The sequence below is a fragment of the [Borrelia] finlandensis genome (genome assembly GCF_030438365.2).
In the GTDB taxonomy this organism is placed as follows: Bacteria; Spirochaetota; Spirochaetia; order Borreliales; family Borreliaceae; genus Borreliella; species Borreliella finlandensis.
This window is the reverse complement of record NZ_CP124070.1, coordinates 512,304-530,242: the sequence shown is the minus strand read 5'-3', so window position 1 is coordinate 530,242 and position 17,939 is coordinate 512,304. Positions and strand designations below refer to the sequence as shown.

Sequence of the window (17,939 nt, the reverse complement as noted above, 5' to 3'; positions counted from 1 at the left end):
GTTTATAATATGGGCAAAATAATAGGTATTGACCTAGGAACAACAAACTCATGCGTAGCTATAATGGAGCATGGAAAACCAGTTGTAATACAAAATTCAGAAGGGGGAAGAACTACTCCATCTATTGTTGCTTACACAAATAAAGGCGAAAGACTTGTGGGACAAGTCGCAAAAAACCAAATGGTTACAAACCCTGAAAACACAATTTATTCTATTAAAAGATTTATGGGAAGAAGATTTGAAGAGGTTGCAAGCGAAATAAAAATGGTTCCTTATAAAATAGAAAAGGGGCTAAATGGCGACGCACGAGTAAACATTTCCAATATAAAAAAGCAAATGTCACCGCCTGAGATCTCAGCAGCAACTCTTACAAAAATGAAAGAAACAGCAGAGGCTTACTTAGGTGAAAAAGTTACAGAGGCTGTCATTACAGTTCCTGCTTACTTCAATGATGCTCAAAGACAAGCCACAAAAGATGCTGGCAAAATAGCAGGTCTTGAAGTAAAAAGAATTGTTAATGAGCCAACTGCTGCTGCTCTTGCTTATGGAATTGAAAAAAAACACGAAGAGATTGTTGCTGTTTACGATCTTGGTGGAGGAACATTTGACATTTCAATATTGGAACTTGGAGATGGTGTTTTTGAAGTAAAGTCAACCAATGGAGACACACATCTTGGTGGTGACAATTTTGACGACGAAATAATAAAACATTTAATTTCAGAATTCAAAAAAGAAAGTGCTATTGATTTGTCAAACGACAAAATGGCTCTTCAAAGACTCAAAGAAGCAGCCGAAAAAGCTAAAATAGAACTCTCGGGCGCTCAAGAAGCTTCAATAAATCTTCCATTTATTACAGCAGATGCAAATGGTCCAAAACACTTACAACATACTCTAACAAGAGCAAAATTTGAACAAATGGTAGACCACTTAGTTCAAAAAACAAAAGAACCATGCCTTAAGGCTATTAAAGATGCTGGACTTAAAGCTTCTGATATTAATGAAGTAATACTTGTGGGTGGATCAACAAGAATTCCTGCTATTCAAAAAATTGTAAAAGATATATTTGGACAAGATCCTAACAAGGGAGTAAATCCAGATGAAGCTGTAGCAATTGGAGCTGCTATTCAGGGTGGTATTCTAACAGGAGAAACTAAAGACATGGTACTCCTTGACGTTACTCCACTCTCACTAGGAATAGAAACACTAGGCGGGGTTATGACTAAACTTATTGAACGAAACACCACAATTCCTACAAAAAAAAGTCAAGTATTCTCAACAGCTGCTGACAATCAAACCTCTGTTGATATTAAAGTCCTTCAAGGTGAACGTGAAATGGCAGCACAAAATAGAATACTTGGTAATTTTATACTTGATGGAATACCAGCAGCACCAAGAGGAGTGCCTCAAATTGAAGTTAGCTTTGACATCGATGCTAATGGAATAGTTCACGTGTCTGCAAAAGATATGGGAACGGGCAAAGAACAAAAAATTAGAATTGAATCATCATCAGGACTCTCTGAATCAGAAATAGATCGAATGGTAAAAGATGCAGAAGCTCATGCGGAAGAAGATAAAAAATTAAAAGAAAATATTGAAGCAAAAAATACAGCTAATTCTTTAATTTATCAAACAGAAAAATCATTAAAAGAATATTCTGAAAAAATTTCAAGCGAAGACAAAGAAGCTATTGAAAGTAAAATAAAAGAATTAAAAGAAAGTCTTGAAAAAGAAGACATTTCACTTATAAAATCTAGAACAGAAGAACTTCAAAAAGCTTCTTACAAAATAGCTGAGATGATGTATAAAGATTCTTCCCAGCAAAATGCAAACAGCCAACAAGAAAATGGCCCACAAAGCGATACAAGCGAAGAGGGTAAAGAGGCTGATTATGAGGTTGTTGACGAGGATAAAAAATAGTGAAAAAAGATTATTATGAAATTTTGGGGCTCTCAAAAGGAGCCTCAAAAGATGAGATAAAAAAAGCTTATAGAAAAATAGCAATTAAATATCACCCAGACAGAAATCAAGGAAATGAAGAAGCTACCTCTATCTTTAAAGAAGCCACTCAGGCTTACGAAATTTTAATAGATGACAATAAAAAAGCTAAATACGACAGATTTGGGCATTCTGCTTTTGAAGGAGGAGGATTTGAAGGATTTTCAGGTGGATTTAGTGGATTTTCAGACATCTTTGAAGATTTTGGCGATATTTTTGATTCATTTTTCACTGGAAACAAAGGACAAGAAAGAAATAGAAAACATGCAAAAGGTGAAGACTTAGGATACAACATAGAAATATCTCTTGAAAATGCATACTTTGGGTACAAAAATAATATAAACATAACAAGACAAATGCTCTGTGATTCTTGTCTCGGGAAAAAATCCGAAAAAGGTACAAGTCCTTCGATATGTAACATGTGTAACGGCAGCGGAAGAGTAGTACAAGGCGGAGGATTTTTCAGAGTTACAACAACATGTTCTAAATGTTACGGAGAAGGTAAAATAATATCAAGCCCTTGTAAATCCTGTAAAGGAAAAGGAAGTCTCGCAAAGCAAGAAACTATTCAATTAAACATTCCTCCAGGCATTGATAATAACCAACAAATAAAAATGAAAGGTAAGGGAAATGTTAATCCAGACAATCAAGAATATGGTGATCTTTATGTAAAAATATTGATAAGATCTCATAAAGTATTCAAAAGAAATGGTAAAGATCTCTATGCAATGCTTCCAATAAGCTTTACTCAAGCAGCGCTTGGAAAAGAAGTGAAAATAAAAACAATTGCTTCAAAAGAGATCAAAATACACATTCCAAAAGGAATAAACAATGAAGAACAAATTTTAATTAAAAACGCAGGAATGCCAATTCTTCAAACAGAAAAGTTTGGAAATTTAATATTAATCACCAAAATAAAAACACCTAAAAATTTAAATTCTAATGCTATTAAACTTTTTGAAAACTTGGGCATAGAATTAAAAGATGGTGATGAAATAGATTTACTCAAAGCATAATATGTATATAACTCATGCCAATTCAATAATTGAAAGCATAAAAAATAATAAAGGATTTGAACTTTATATATCAAAAAAAAGTCCAAAAACTAAAGAAATTGAACAGCTAGCTAAAACACAAAATATAAAAATAATAAGAATAAATGCAAATGAACTTGACAAAATTCTTAAAAACAAAGACCACAGAGGATTTGCATTAAAATTAAAACTTGAAAAAAATAAAAATGTAAAAACACAAACCAAAAATTTTGAAAACTTACTAGAAACATTTAAAAAAAAAGAAAATGCTTTCATTTTACTTCTAGATGAAATAGAAGATCCCCAAAACTTTGGAGCAATCCTTAGAACAGCAGAACAGTTTAGTATAGATCTTGTAATTACTACTCAAAAACGCAGCGCAAAAGACAATTCAACAGTTTTGCGCACTAGCTCTGGCGCAAGTCAATATGTAAAAAAAATGACAGTGACAAACATAAACAACACAATAAATCTTTTAAAAAATTATGGCTTTTGGATATATACTGGTGATATTAAAGGACAAGATATAAACAAAATCAAAATAAACGATAAAAAAATTGCACTTATTTTAGGAAATGAAGGAAAAGGTGTACATAAGCTAATAAAAGAAAATTCTGATTTTTTAATAAGGATACCAACCAGCGGAAAAATAGACTCACTTAATGTTTCTGTATCTACAGGCATTTTAATTTTTGAAATCAAAAGGCAATTAAATCTACTCTAAAGCATTAAATTACATAAAAACTTCATTTTAAAAAACAAAAACATCTTAATAAAAACTATTTTAAAAAATTTCCCAACTCAACAGATGCAATAAACCCCTCAGCAGCAGCAGTAATGGCTTGAGCATAAAGTTTATTGCTAACATCTCCACATGAAAAAACACCATCAACGCTTGTTTTAACAACACCTTTAGTGATAATAAATCCTTCTTCGTCCAAATCCAAAAATCCCTTTAAAAATTCTGTATTTGGCTTATAGCCAACAGCCATAAATACAGCACTCACTTCTAATTCATAAACAACATTATCTTTTTTATTAAAAATCTTAACCAAAGAAACAGAAGATTTGCCATCTACTTCTATGGCTTCTGAATTATACAAAATTTCAATATTAGGCAACTTAGCAACACTATCTCTTAACATAGCAATAGCTCTAAGATTATCTTTTCTCACAATAAGATAAACCTTGTCCACCAATTTGCTTAAATAAATTGATTCTGAAAGGGCAGTGTTGCCCCCACCAATTACTGCAACCCTTTTCCCTTTAAAAAGATGTCCATCACAAATAGCGCAAACCGAAATACCTTTATTCCAAAATAAACCCGAATTTTTAAGAGTTTCAAGTTTTTGAGGTTTTGATCCCACAGCAATAATAACAGCTTTACTTTTATAAATATAATTTTCTGTATAAAGGTAAAAAATATTACCCTTCCTTTTTATAGAAAAAACGGTTTCGGGAAAAGTTTTAGCCCCAAGATTTACTACTTGCTCCCTCATATTTAACATCAAATTTCTACCACTTATTCCATTTTTAAAGCCAGGATAATTGTAAACTTCTGTGGTTGTAGTAAGCTGTCCCCCAGGTTCAGGACCTTCCAAAATAGCAGCCTTATAATTACTCATAACAGAATAAATCCCAGCTGTTAGTCCGGCCGGGCCAGATCCTACAATTATTACATCTTCAATAAAATCTACCTCTTTTTGAGATAGATTTTTCTTCTTGGTTAGATTTATATCAATAGTTTCAAATTCTAACATATCTAAACTTCAGGCCTCTCTTAAAAATTTGAATATTAATCTTAACGTTGCTAAAACTAATATTCAATGCTTAAGATCGACTCATAAGTTTGTTTATATTAACCTCAAAAACAGAACATGGAATAAAAATACCAAAATTATTTAACACATAAGGTGAAATTTCGCCAAAACTACCTATATTAAAACCTTCAATTAAAATATCCGCTCCCCTACCATTAATATAAAAAGTGGTTTTTGATTCTATTAAATTAATCTCAATATTTAAATAATAAAAAAGTGTTGCAACAATTGAATTAATCTCATTAAAAGAAATTTCTTTACCAGACATTAAAAAAGCTAAATTAGTAAAAGTACTTGTTCCTTCGGTAGTATCCAGATTCTTTAAAGCCACCTTACCAATTTCAAAAATTTTATGTGGATAAGGAAAATTAGAGCTAACACTTTCTGATTTTAATAAATTAGGAATTATTGATGCTCTAATATATTCATAATTCTCTGTCATTGGATTAGATACTTTTAAAAAATTTTGATCATTAATATTCATTCTGTCAATAAAATCTTTCCTAGAACCCATATAATTATAAATCATCTCTTGAAATCCCATACCCACCATTAAATTTCTAACATTCCTTGAAAACTCTTCTAAAGGACTAAGCCTTCCCACTGCAAAAGCCTTGGGAAGCTCTGGATTAAAACTTGAAAGACCTTCCCCTATCATTACATCTTCAATTACATCAACCTCATGAAGAAAATCGTTTCTATAAAAAGGTGGAATAATATAGTTCTTAAAATCTTTGGAATAAGAATTTACTCCCATTTTTTTTAAACTAAGGCAAATACGCTCTAATGTTAAATTGCTTCCAAGCAGTCTATTAATATTTTCAACATTAAACTCCACTTCTTCTTGAAAATAATAAGGACATACTAATTCTTTAAAATCTAAATTAAAAGGCTTCCTAAACACAGTTTTTACAGGCAAAATTTCAAAACCCATATCATAAAAATCACAGGCTGCTATAGATAACGCTAACAAAGTTGCTTCAAAATCAATACCCGTAACCTCAACAAATATATCAGTATCACCAACCTTTAAAGATCCAATATTGTTAGAATTAATTATTGGAGAATAAGAAACTACATTATTATTATCATCCAATAATAACGGAAACTTATCAAAATTTTTAATTATATGTGAATATTCCAATCCTTTGGGATGCTTTTCATTTATCTCTAAAAGAGAAAGCTCATAATCCATTCCCAAGGGAACAAACTTGTGATTAGGAGATGAGGCAATATAACTTATTGGGAATTTAATAAAATTAGAATTATACATCCCCATTGCAATTCTTCTTCTCTTTTGTCCATAATTCTGACAAAGTTTTTCTTGAAATTGAATTAGTGTCTCAAGCATTTTATCATTAATAATCAATCCTTTTGCTAAAAATCCAAAAATAAAGGGTCTGATTTGAGACATTTTGCCATCTACTAAAATTTCACCATAAAACTTCTTAAAATCTCCCTTTTTTGAAAAAAAATCATAATAGGGCATTTCTCCAAAAAAATACGTTTTTATCTGACGAGCAAGTCCTAAATAAGACCACAAATCTGGCCTATTTGTATCATTAAATTCTATTTTGATTTTTCCCGAACTCTCATCAAACCCATCAAATTCTGCCTTAAATGGTTCAAGCAATTCTGAAATCTCTAAATTTGTAAAATTTTTTCCTATTTTATCTAAAAAAAGATTTTTATAAATTTCTAACTTTGGCATCTATCTTTCCTCGTCTTAAAATAACATCACCAATATCATAAGTAAATAGATCTCTTAAATCATTTAGACCCAAGTGCATTAAAGCCATTCTATCTATTCCAATTCCCCAAGCAATAACAGGCAGATCAATGCCTAAAGGCTTTGTAACTTCTGGTCTAAAAATTCCACTTCCTCCAAGTTCAAACCAGCCAAGAACAGGATGCTTTACATGTATCTCAATCGAAGGTTCAGTAAAGGGAAAATATGCGGGAACATATTTAATTTCTGTAGCGCCCGCAAGCTCTTTGGCAAAAATTTCAAGAAGGCCTAGCAAAGTTTTAATGCTAACACCATCCTCAATAACAATCCCCTCGGTTTGATAAAAATCTACTCCGTGAGTTGCATCTACTTGATCATACCTAAAACATCTAATAACTCCAAAATATCTGCTTGGATTTTTGGCATTAATTAATTGTTTTGCAGAAAGAACGGTACCATGGGTTCTTAAAACCAATCTCTTAGAGAGATCTTCACTAAAACTATATCTCCAGCCCCTTGAACCTGTTGCATATCCTGTTTCATGGGCTAATTTTACATTAGAAAAATAAGGTTCTGGCAAAGATTCTTGCATACTAGGATCTGAAATGTAATAAACATCCTTAATGTCACGAGAAGGATGAAATTGGGGCATAAAAAGAGCATCGTTGTTAAAAAATTCTGTTTCTACCAAAGGACCATCAAACTCTTGAAAGCCAAGACCTACTAATTTGTCTTTAATTTTAGAAATATAATCTAAATAAGAATTGGCACGCCCAATAAAAGTCTTAGCTGATGGAATATGAATATTGTAAGCTCTAAATTTTTTATTCTCATACGTTTTATTTTTTAAAATTTCGGGAGTAAGCTTAGTTAGCTCATCTCCAGTCAATTTACTTTTCATTAAAAAATTTTTAACTTCCAATCCAAAACTAGATAATCTAAACTTTAAATCAAGTTTTTCTATTATTTTAAAAAATACAGAATCTGCTCCTTTTTTCTTAGCAAAATTTGATATTAATAAAAGCTCTTCGGTTGTCAAACTTTCTCTAAGAAGATCGCTATTTTTTGCTCTTTCCAACAAAACACGTACTTTTTGACAATTAGTATCTGTGCCATCTAAACAATTTATAATAATCTGTTTATCTAAATCAAGAGAAAGAATGCCCTCTTTTAACAAATTGCCAAAGGCTTTTCTTACTTCTTTAACATCAATATCAAGCTCTAAAACTAAATTTGAAGCCAACACTGCTTTTTGAGATACTAAATTTATTATTTTTTCTTCAACAAACCCATCTCTTAAAGCAGCAAGACCCCTTTCTGTTGCTTTATAAAATACATTTAATTTCCTATAAATCTCTTCAATAATCCCTTTAGAATTTAACCATTCAATTGTTTTATTTGCTTGACCTTCATTAAACCCCAATTTTTCAATAATAATTGAAGCAGAAATATCATCCTCTTCTTCATTGTTTGCAATTACTTTTATCTCAAGAGGATGTAATGTTTTTATTAAATTTAAATCTGCCTTCATAAATATAACCTTCAATCACCTTTATTACTTATACCAAGCTCTAAAATAAGCTCAACTTCCCCAATAGATAATTTGGTAGCTCTAGAAATTTCTTCAGCACTCCATCCCTGCCTCATTAATTTTATTACAGAATTCCTAACAGTTTCATTATTAAGACCAACATTATCTTGATATTTAGAATCAGTTTTGACAAGAATACCAAGAGTTTTTATTCTCTCTTCTGCTGCAATATTTAAATTCTCTAACCTTGTCTCAGATTTCACCACCTTCTCTCTCATAGTCATAGTATTTTTCAACTTATTTTCAATATCTAATAGCATTTCTTTTAAATTTTGAGCATTAATCAACACTTCTTCTGACAACCCTTTGTTTAATAAGAGACTTGAAACAACATTTTCCATATCCTTGAGATTGTCTTGAAACTTAGCACTCTCTTTACTTAAATTATTAAATCTTTTCTCCACTTCATTTATTAAATCAAAATTTTTATCAACAGACTCTATAGTACTCTTTAATATGCTCTCTTTATTGCTAATTCTTTCATAATTATCAAGAATAGTTCTCTGCTCGTCAGCTATCTCTTTTATTTTAGCTTTATATATCTGCATTTCATCATAAGATTCAATTAAACTCTTATATCTACTATCAAATGAAGAGTAAAATTCAAAAAATCTATTAAAATCATTTTTAATAGATTTAATTGATTCTTGTTCTGACTTTAGCTCATTAAAAATTTCAATAATACCTAATGTTTCTTTTTGAATATTATAAAATTCTTTGTTAACGTTTTCAAAATTATTTTTATATTCCTGAGCAAGATCTATCTCATTTTTTAAAGTTTCCCATAATTTTTCCAACTTGTCCTTAAGAGAATAAGCCTCCAAAAATATTGAATTATTCTTTTCAAGTTCAGAATCCAATTTTTTAAAATTTTCAATTTGATTTTCGATTTGAAAATTTATTTTATCATAACTATCTTCAAATTCTGCTCTCAAATCAGATTTGTATTCAACTAAATTGTCTTTAATCTCACTAATAAATTTGTTAAATTGAATATCACAATTTAATATTTTAGATTCAAGTTCTAAAATATTATTATCAACTTCTTTTAATAATTCTTTATGATTTTTCTTAAATTCAACCTCAAATTTATCAATTTGTTCTTGCAAACCACTCTTTATGGTTTCAATCTCTGATGTTGAATGTTTTAAACTTTTTTTAAGCTCATCTTCAAGTAAACCAAGATCTGATTTTATAGATTTAGAAAACGAATTATATTCATTCTCAATTGATGTCTCAATATTATTTCTGTATAAACTAATTTTCTCAGAAAATTCTGAAATATTTTTATTAATTAATTCAATTTGCCCTTCAAAGCTTTCTTTATCACTAGAAATTACATCAACCATTTCCCGCCTTACTTTATCAAGATTAGAAGACAAGGTTGTAAATTCATGCTCTAATTTCTGATTAAGATCAAAAATCTTATCTTCAAGATCCTTTTGCTGAGTTAAAAATTTCACCTCTGCTTGAATTAAGATATCTTCTGTTTTTTTATTAACCTTTTCGTCTATCTTTTCTACTTTAAAATCAACAAATTTTTCAAGATCTAAAACTTTAAGATTTAATGACTCGCCAATATTTTTAAAATCAAGATGAACTGATTGTTCAATTTTTTTAGCCTCGTTTTGCAAATTGTTAAAAATCTCTTCAGCCTTAATCTCAAAACCATCTTTAAAAGATTCTAAACCAATCTTAACATTAAAAATGTCATTCTCAAATGATTTAATTCCAAGCTCAGCAAGATTTATTCTCTTTTCTATTGTGCTATAAGATTTTTCTTGCCAATCTTTTACATCATCTTTAATATTCAAAAACCAAGAATCAATAATACTTTGCTTATTATTTACAAAATCAACAAATTCATCTACTTTCCCAGTAATATTGGTTTCCATTAAAGCTATCTCACTCTGCATATCTTTTTTTTTAGAAGAAAATTCTTTAGTAAAATCCAAATAAAAATTCTCTTTATCATCTTTCATTTTTTGTTCAATATCTAAACGGAAACTTTGAATAAGTTCTGTTTTGTTTTCCAAATTTTTAGACAAATCATATTCTAAATTTTGAATTTTATTATTATATGAGACAATAAAGTTTTCTAAAGAATATTTAAGCTCTTCGCCTCTAATTTTTAAATCTTTAAAAAAGTCTTCTTCTAATAGTTTAAGATGTGATGAAACATTGTGATAAGACTCTTCTTTTAATCTAACAACATCCTTTTCAACATTATTTAAATCAGATTCAAGATTTTTAAGATTTTTCAGTTGAGATTCAAGTTCAAAAATCATCTCTTTATTTGAACTCTTAAACTCTTCACTTAAAGTTGCAATATAAGAATTTAATCTCTCTGAAAACTCATCGTACATATCAGCATACTTTTTCTCAAGTCCATCATATTGACTTAAAGCTAAATTATCAATGGCTTTAATTTTGTTGTCAATTTTATTCTCTAAATTTAATTGCCCTTCATTACACCTTTCTTCCAGTTCAATATATTTAAGATTAAAATCATTAGCCATTTTATCAATACACCCACTCACCTTATCATTTAAATTTTTCTCTATGCTATCAAAAGTACTCTCAATCGATTTTAAAGAATCAATTCTCTTGTGAATTTCATTCTCATACTTTACAATGTCATCATCAATCAAGGTGTTTACCTTTTTTATACAAACATCAAAATGATTTTTTATATTCTCTTCAACACCTGCCTTAATCTCTCCAAATTGAGAATTTATAAAACCGTAACAATCTTTAATTTTATCTTGCAATTCTTTTTCAAATTCTAAAATATCTTTTGATCTTTGCTCTATTATCTCAAAATTTTGATCCATTTCAGAAATCTTAATTTGCAAATTTTCATCATTGCTTGTAAGTGTTTTATAGATTTCATCTCTAATTTTTGAAATAGCCCCTTCACTTTCAATTAAAAATGTAGAATATCTCTCTTCAAAATTACTCTCAATAAGCTTAAATCTTTCCTTATAAAGATCGTTCAAAAACTCAGACTTACTCTCAATATTATTTTTAAGCTCATTTGTTATCTCCCCAAATCTCTCTTTTGCTTGCATAATATCGCTATCAATCGTTCTTCTATAATCAATTGCTTCTTCTAATCTAGATTTATAATACTGTTCGATCTCTTTAACAAGCTCGTTAATTTTTGCCTCTCCATCATCTGTTAAATCTTTAACTTTCAATTCAAATTTTTCAACTTGATATTTTGATACATCAAAAGATTCCTTAAGTTTTTGAAGATTTTCATCCATACCTTTGCTAAGACTGTCTATTCTATCTGTCAATCTTCTGCTTAGATTTTCAATCTCATGCATTATTTCATTTTCAAGTTTACTAGAAATATTCTCTGAATACCCCCTATAATTAGATATCACCTCATTGTATTTTCCATTAATTTCTTTGTTTATATCATTAAACTTCACATTAAGAGAATCAAGAGTAATATCTATGTTAGCCTGAAAAGAAGCAATATCGGTTCTTTTGTCCTGCAATAAACTATCAACCTCTTTAACAAATTCCTCTGAATTATTTAAAACTGCAGCAAATTTTTTTGATAAATTTTCCTCAAGTTCTCTAGTCTCTTTATTAAAATGGTTCATTATGTCTTGCAAAAGCTCATCAGAGTATATGGCACCTTGATTTCTAAACTCATCTATTTTCTCAAGATAATAACTCTCAAGACTTTCTATAGAAAATTTAAGCTCTTTAATTTTTGTAGTCACTTCAGAATCTATTAAATCCAAATCAACTTTACCTGAAGACAATAAATTTTCAATTTTAACCGTTATTTCATTTAATTTACTTTGCCAATCACTAAGCTTACTATCTACTTCATTGTTAATTGAATCTTTCCTGTTTAAAATATCTTTAGAAATTCTATCTAAAAAATCATCAATTTGCTTTTGATTGTCCGATTTTATATTAGAGACAATTTGTAGTTTTGACTCAATAAATTCATTAAGATCAGACTTAAAATTATTTAAAATATCTTCTGATTCAATCTTGAAATCTTTTAATTTATAATCACATTCTTCAATCTTGCTTATAACAAAATTATTCTTATCATCAAATTTTTTATTCAAATCCTCAAGCATAAATACGCTTTTATCTTTAATTATTTCTGTCTGTCTATTAATAAACTCTTTAATTCCTAATATAGCCTCATCACTTTGTGAATATGACATATCTTTTAATTCTTTATATTTTTCTATCACTAAACTCTCAATATCGCCTGTTTTTAATAAAACATATTCCATTCTATCGTTAACATCTTTTTCTAAACTTTCTATTTTTAAAGTAGCAGATGAAAGTAGCTCTTCACTAGAGACCTTAATATCAAGCAAAGATTTATTTAAAGCAATAAGCTCATCTTTCCAACTGCCATGCATATCAATAGCTTTTTTTTGAATATGTTCTGACAGATCATTAAAAACGCTCTCACTAAGCTCTATTCCTTTGTCTTTTTGAATCTGAATTAAACTTAAAAATTCTTCATTTGTTTTATTTATTTGAGATTCAATATTTTTTAAATTAGAATCCATTTCGTCTTGCCACTTTGAATATTGAAGCTTGCTTTCTTCTAACTGAGTAATAAAAATATTTACCTCATCGTAATAACGATCCTTAAACTCTACTATATTTTTACCAATTTCATCTTTAATATTAATTAAACTGGCATTAAAATCTCCCTTTAAAGTCTCTTGGGTTTTTTCAAACATATTATAAAAAGATTCAATTTCATTTTCTAATTTCTTGTTTAAATCTTGAAATTCTTGATAATTATTGGTCGCCTCTTGAAAGAGTGTCTCAAATTTCTCACCATACATTAAAGAAAATTCATCCATTCCTGCTGTTAATTTATCTGTAAAGCTCTTATATTTAGATTCCATTTGATTTTCAAATTTAGAGCTGCTAGAATTCAAAGATTCAAAAAGAGCTGTGTACTTGGCATTTATATTATCATTTAAATTTGAGTAATTATTATTAAACCTACCATTAATTTCTTCAAAATTAGAAATCAAATTATCATTAAGCTTAATAAGCTTTTCTTGAATATTTGAATCAACATCTAAGAGTTGGGATTCTAACTGCATCTTAAGTTGATTAATATCACCTTTAAAACTTTCACTAAATACTTCAATATCTGCCCCAAACTTACCTTTAAATTCAAGATATATTCCATTAGAATCATCTTCAAGCCTCTTTATTAAATCAATAGCACCCGACTGAACACTTTCCATTTTAGAATTCAAATCTAACAAACTAAGCTCTACTCTTTCTCTAATGTTATTATCAACTTGACTTATTTTATCTTCATAATCCTCATAAATATTTTTAAGATTCAACTCAACTTGAGATCTAAATTTATCAAAAACATCATCAACTTGCTCTTCATACTTTCCTATCTCTATTCGCATTGACTCCTCAAGTGAATTAATTCTTGAATAAACATTATCTTTAAAAGAAGAGCTCATAGAAGAAATTTCATTGTCCACTAAAACCAATTTATCTTCAAGCTTATCTTTAATTTCCTTAGAGCGATCATCAACATATGCAAAGATATCCTTAAATTTATTTTGTAATTCTTCATTCAGTCTATTTAAAATAAAATCTTCTTTTTCATTAATTTTATTCTTCACACTCTCCATAATAAGCTCTATAGAATTTTCTATTAACTTATATTTGTTTTCATAAAAATTAAAAGAACTTTCAATCTCTTTGCTATATTTGCCAATATTAAATTCGACCTTTTCAAGAAAATCGCTAAATTCTAAATCTAATTTCTCATTACCCTTAACTAAAATATCATTTTTTCTCTCTTCAATATTTGCTAAATCTTTTTCATAAAGACTAATCTCTTTATTTAAATTATCCATTTTAAAAACAAGTTCCTTAATATTAGTGTCAAACTTTTCCCAACTAGCAATTTTAATAGACTCGAGATTTTCCTTATTAGTCTTGTCAAATTTTTCTAACACTGAATTCAAATTTGATTCAACCGAATCAATCTGAGTATTAAATCCTTTTAAAGTTTTTGAAAGTTTATCTACTATTTTCCCGTCAACTTGCAATCTTTGTATATTCTCTTGAACTTTAAAAGTCATTTCATCAAGATCCTTAAGCATAGAATCATGATAAGCTATCTTTTTTTCAACCTCTGCAAAATCATTGCTTTTATTTTTAATCTTTTGCTGAACTTCCTCAATCTTTTTTATTATTTCTATACTAGATCTTTGATAAGCTTCCATATCAACAGCAAGATCATTAATCTCTTTTGTCTTATCTTCAATAAAATCTTCAAGATTAACCTTTGTAAGATCAACGAACTTTTTAATTTTATCTAATGCTCTAGAACGTTTATCGTATTGTCTATAAACAAATAAAACTATTGAAACCAAAAAAAGGTTAACTAAAATAGTCGCAAAATCTATCATAAAATATTTTACCCATATTCTATATATTCAAACGTATATATTCTCTTAAATCTTTATAATCATGAAAAATAAAGTCAATCATTCCCTTGTGATTTATATTCTTCTTTGAAAAAAAAGCTGCTTTCATTGAAACATTTCTAGCACCTAAAATGTCATATTCATAAGAATTCCCTACATACAAAATATTATTACTCCTTAAATTCAAATCCTCAATAACTTTTAAAAAAGGTGCCTTATGGGGCTTTAAATATCCAGTATCTTCTGAAGAATAAAGAATATCCCAAAAACTGTCTTGAATGCCTAATAAATTTTTGACACGACCTAAAATAGGAAAGTCTGACATTACACCTAATTTTATTCCTTTGAATTTAAGCCAATAGATTAAATCTTGAACTCCAAGATAGGGCTTGAGTTTTTTAAACTTATCGCTAAAAATTTGACTATAATATATTTTATTTAACAAAAAAGCACACCGATTCTCATCAAGATTTAAATACTTAGAAAGCATTTTAACCTGAAGAGAAAAGAGTTCATCCCTGTTTGAGGGTGAAAATTGATTGCTTTGTAAAATTCGTATTTTTTTCCTAATCTGTTTAAAAGCTAAAAAAAACTTAACATTAGTTAAAAATTCAAAAAACATTAGCTTATTTCTATCCGCCTCAGGATACAAGGTGCCATCTAAATCAAATACTACAGCTTTAATCATGATGATTGATTATTTGCCTTTATAGGTATAGGCACTATTGGTAAATTTTCGGGAACCTTAACCCTAACCAAATGAATATAAGATTTTGGATATCTTTTCTGGAGAGACTTGATTGAAGTTTCAGCATTAACTTCGTTAACAGAAACCCTAAAAATCCTATTTTCATCAAGAAATGGAAGAAACAAAACAACATGTTTATGAAGCACCATGCTTGATAAATTGTTAACACCCGTGCTAATAGATCCTAAATAAATATATCCAGGCTCATCTAAAGCCAGACTATATAATAAAAACTCTAAATTTTCAATTTTATAACCACGATTGTCAATATAATCAAAAAACCTAATGTTATTGACATCATTTTCCTTGATTTTAGATAAATTTAAATCTACATTAATATTATTTACCTTATAAGCAATATTACGAATCCAATCAAGACCAAAAAAAGGATCTTTATTAAATTCCTGACTTCTAGTAAAACCACTGCCTCTAGCGCCAATATGTCTAAGCTTAAGATCATTAATTTTTAAAAGCCGTCCCGTCATTGATTTATAAATCGAATCCGCTACCCATTTAACAAATCCTGAGCAATTAAACCCCACAGGATCTTTTTGCAACAATCCAGTTTCTATATGCACCATTTTACCATATTCATCCATTGCACCATCAGCAATCTCAGCAATGGGAAAAGATCCAAGAGATTTTCTCAAACTAATTACCATATTAGAAATATTTTTATAAATATCAAAATATTCAGGAATAAAATATCTAAAATCAATGACCTTGCCAATATAATTTATTATATTGACAAGAGAAATTACCGCAATGTCTTCAATCTTAAAGGGCAATTTAACGTCTTTATAAATCAAAGTATTTACTAAATAAAAATCAGCAATAGAAGAAAATTTTGAAGACTTTATTCTAATAAACGTATCCCCTCTGTTTATAAAAAATATTTTTATCTGCTCAATACCCTCTTTGCCCACTTTAATCACGTAAGACCCTGGAAAAATATAACCCACATTCTTTTTTTTATTAAAAAAAGAATAATAAACATACTCAGAAGAAATTTCACTTGAAACTTCAATGTAATAATCTTCTGTAATAAAATGTTTTATTGGACTTATTTTTTTTTGCGCATAGCTTGAACTAAAATATTTTGAATATTTAGTCCTTACATCAAAATCATAAAAAAAACTCTCAAGCGCAAAAAGATTTAGACTCTTAAATATTAAGAATAAAAATATATATCTCACTTTAAATCTCTTATTTTTTCCTTTAATTCTACTAAAATTGGAATATTTTTATATCCAATTTTACGCAAATTATTTACTAAATAATTATAGTAAGAATTTGGAAAATTCTTTATTTTATTTGCAAAAAGAAGAAACTTAACAGGATTAGTACTAACTTGTGTAATATATTTAATTTTATGAGAAATATTTAAATGATAATCTTTGATCCATAAATTTAGCATTTTATTTAGATCTGGAGTACTGGTTTTAAGCTCAAGCTGATCCTTTAACTTAAAAGATTCTTTAAAAAGAGAATCTAGGCCTATCTTTTTATGAACAGAAATTCTAAATATAGGAGCAAAATTTAAAATAGGGAAAAAAAACTTCACACGGCTCTTTAATGCTTCAAAATAACCTTTAGACTCATCTACAAGATCCCATTTGCTAAACACAATAATAATTCCTTTTCCCTTTTTAGTAACATAATGAGCAATTTTTTTATCCTGAGAAGTCAATTCTTCTTTAACATCAATCAACAAAAACACAATATCTACCATGTCAATTACTTTTAGCGCCCTATTAACAGAATAATATTCAACAATTTCATTTACTCTTGCCCTTCGCCTTATCCCAGCTGTATCAACAACCTCAAAAACTTTCCCATTTCTAGTAAACTTAGTTTTAATAAAATCTCTAGTAGTACCAGGTTGGTCAGAAACAATTGCAATTTCATTTCCAGATAAATAATTAATAAGGGTAGATTTGCCTGAATTAGGCTTACCTATAATCCCAACCTTAATATCAGCGCTACTCTCAATGCCAGCTTCACCAACTTCTACTTTTAAAAAATCTCTAAGCTTAGTAATGCCTCGACAATGGGCTGCACTAACCAGAAAATAGTGCTTGAATCCTAAATTATGAAATTCGTGAGCTAAACATTCCTTATCTTTAGTATCCACTTTGTTTAAAACCAAAACCACCTTACTACTATATTTTCTCAGTCTTTCAATAATCTGATAATCTTCAAGTAAAATTTCATTAATATCTAAAACCAATAAAATTAAATCAACTTTTTTTAAAGAGCTTAAAACCTTTTGCACAACAATTTTGCTAATCTCATCTTTCAAGATAGTAAACCCACCAGTATCGATTAATTTAAACTTAAAAGAATCAACCTTACAAACCTCTTCAACTAAATCCCTAGTAACACCGTAAGTACTCTCAGTAATACTTCTTTTTGTATCTAAAATTCGATTAAATAAAGCAGATTTACCAACATTTGGCCTACCAACAATAAGAACCTTTTTATAACTAAGCAAAGCAAATACACCTCTTTATTTATTCCGATATTTCCATTATAATAGCAAATATTAGTAT

The 17,939-nt window shown here is 28.7% G+C and carries 10 protein-coding genes; 3 read left to right on the top strand and 7 right to left on the bottom strand.

Translation table 11 applies throughout. The features are described 5' to 3' along the window. The first annotated feature begins 9 nt into the window (after positions 1 to 9). From dnaK to rlmB, 3 genes are read left to right on the top strand one after another with little or no spacing between them, the layout of a single operon-like run. Positions 10 to 1,917: a molecular chaperone DnaK gene (gene dnaK, locus QIA19_RS03140; RefSeq protein ID WP_301365755.1), complete on the top strand. Its 1,908-nt coding sequence runs from the start codon at positions 10 to 12 to the stop codon at positions 1,915 to 1,917. Further along, positions 1,917 to 3,011: a molecular chaperone DnaJ gene (dnaJ, locus tag QIA19_RS03135; protein WP_301365753.1), complete on the top strand. Its 1,095-nt coding sequence runs from the start codon at positions 1,917 to 1,919 to the stop codon at positions 3,009 to 3,011. Before dnaK ends, dnaJ begins: the two co-directional genes overlap by 1 nt. Before the next feature lies 1 nt (position 3,012). Continuing rightward, positions 3,013 to 3,753, top strand: a complete 741-nt coding sequence (gene rlmB, locus QIA19_RS03130; protein ID WP_301365752.1) for a 23S rRNA (guanosine(2251)-2'-O)-methyltransferase RlmB — start codon at positions 3,013 to 3,015, stop codon at positions 3,751 to 3,753. Positions 3,754 to 3,808: 55 nt separating this feature from the next. On the opposite strand, the gene trxB is transcribed toward rlmB, so the two are convergent. The 7 genes from trxB to der all read right to left on the bottom strand — a co-directional run bounded on the left by trxB (position 3,809) and on the right by der (position 17,881). Then, positions 3,809 to 4,789 (bottom strand): thioredoxin-disulfide reductase, encoded by a 981-nt coding sequence (gene trxB, locus QIA19_RS03125; protein ID WP_301365750.1) that lies wholly within the window; start codon positions 4,787 to 4,789, stop codon positions 3,809 to 3,811. 70 nt (positions 4,790 to 4,859) lie between these two features. Further along, positions 4,860 to 6,560 (bottom strand): phenylalanine--tRNA ligase subunit beta, encoded by a 1,701-nt coding sequence (pheT, locus tag QIA19_RS03120; protein WP_301365748.1) that lies wholly within the window; start codon positions 6,558 to 6,560, stop codon positions 4,860 to 4,862. After that, complete coding sequence (gene pheS / locus QIA19_RS03115; protein WP_301365746.1) at positions 6,538 to 8,109, bottom strand: phenylalanine--tRNA ligase subunit alpha; 1,572 nt, start codon at positions 8,107 to 8,109, stop codon at positions 6,538 to 6,540. Before pheS ends, pheT begins: the two co-directional genes overlap by 23 nt. 11 nt (positions 8,110 to 8,120) lie before the next feature. Continuing rightward, entirely contained in the window at positions 8,121 to 14,621 is a 6,501-nt protein-coding gene (locus QIA19_RS03110) for a SpiroCoCo family coiled-coil protein (protein ID WP_301365744.1), read from the bottom strand. Between the two features lie 19 nt (positions 14,622 to 14,640). Next, positions 14,641 to 15,327 (bottom strand): HAD family hydrolase, encoded by a 687-nt coding sequence (locus QIA19_RS03105; protein WP_301365741.1) that lies wholly within the window; start codon positions 15,325 to 15,327, stop codon positions 14,641 to 14,643. Next, positions 15,324 to 16,583 carry a hypothetical protein gene (locus QIA19_RS03100; protein WP_301365739.1) on the bottom strand — a complete coding sequence of 420 codons (1,260 nt, stop codon included), beginning with the start codon at positions 16,581 to 16,583 and terminating at the stop codon, positions 15,324 to 15,326. The genes QIA19_RS03105 and QIA19_RS03100 overlap by 4 nt, the downstream gene beginning before the upstream one ends. Further along, the gene (gene der, locus QIA19_RS03095) at positions 16,580 to 17,881 is read right to left on the bottom strand and encodes a ribosome biogenesis GTPase Der (protein WP_301365737.1); all 1,302 of its coding nucleotides are present in this window, start codon (positions 17,879 to 17,881) and stop codon (positions 16,580 to 16,582) included. Before der ends, QIA19_RS03100 begins: the two co-directional genes overlap by 4 nt. Positions 17,882 to 17,939: the final 58 nt, after the last annotated feature.

Bases quoted from the DNA above. Each gene is read 5' to 3' on its own strand.
- dnaK (WP_301365755.1), top strand. From the start codon at position 10: ATGGGCAAAATAATAGGTATTGACCTAGGAACAACAAACTCATGCGTA.
- rlmB (WP_301365752.1), top strand. From the start codon at position 3,013: ATGTATATAACTCATGCCAATTCAATAATTGAAAGCATAAAAAATAAT.
- trxB (WP_301365750.1), bottom strand. From the start codon at position 4,789: ATGTTAGAATTTGAAACTATTGATATAAATCTAACCAAGAAGAAAAAT.
- pheT (WP_301365748.1), bottom strand. From the start codon at position 6,560: ATGCCAAAGTTAGAAATTTATAAAAATCTTTTTTTAGATAAAATAGGA.
- pheS (WP_301365746.1), bottom strand. From the start codon at position 8,109: ATGAAGGCAGATTTAAATTTAATAAAAACATTACATCCTCTTGAGATA.
- QIA19_RS03110 (WP_301365744.1), bottom strand. From the start codon at position 14,621: ATGATAGATTTTGCGACTATTTTAGTTAACCTTTTTTTGGTTTCAATA.
- QIA19_RS03105 (WP_301365741.1), bottom strand. From the start codon at position 15,327: ATGATTAAAGCTGTAGTATTTGATTTAGATGGCACCTTGTATCCTGAG.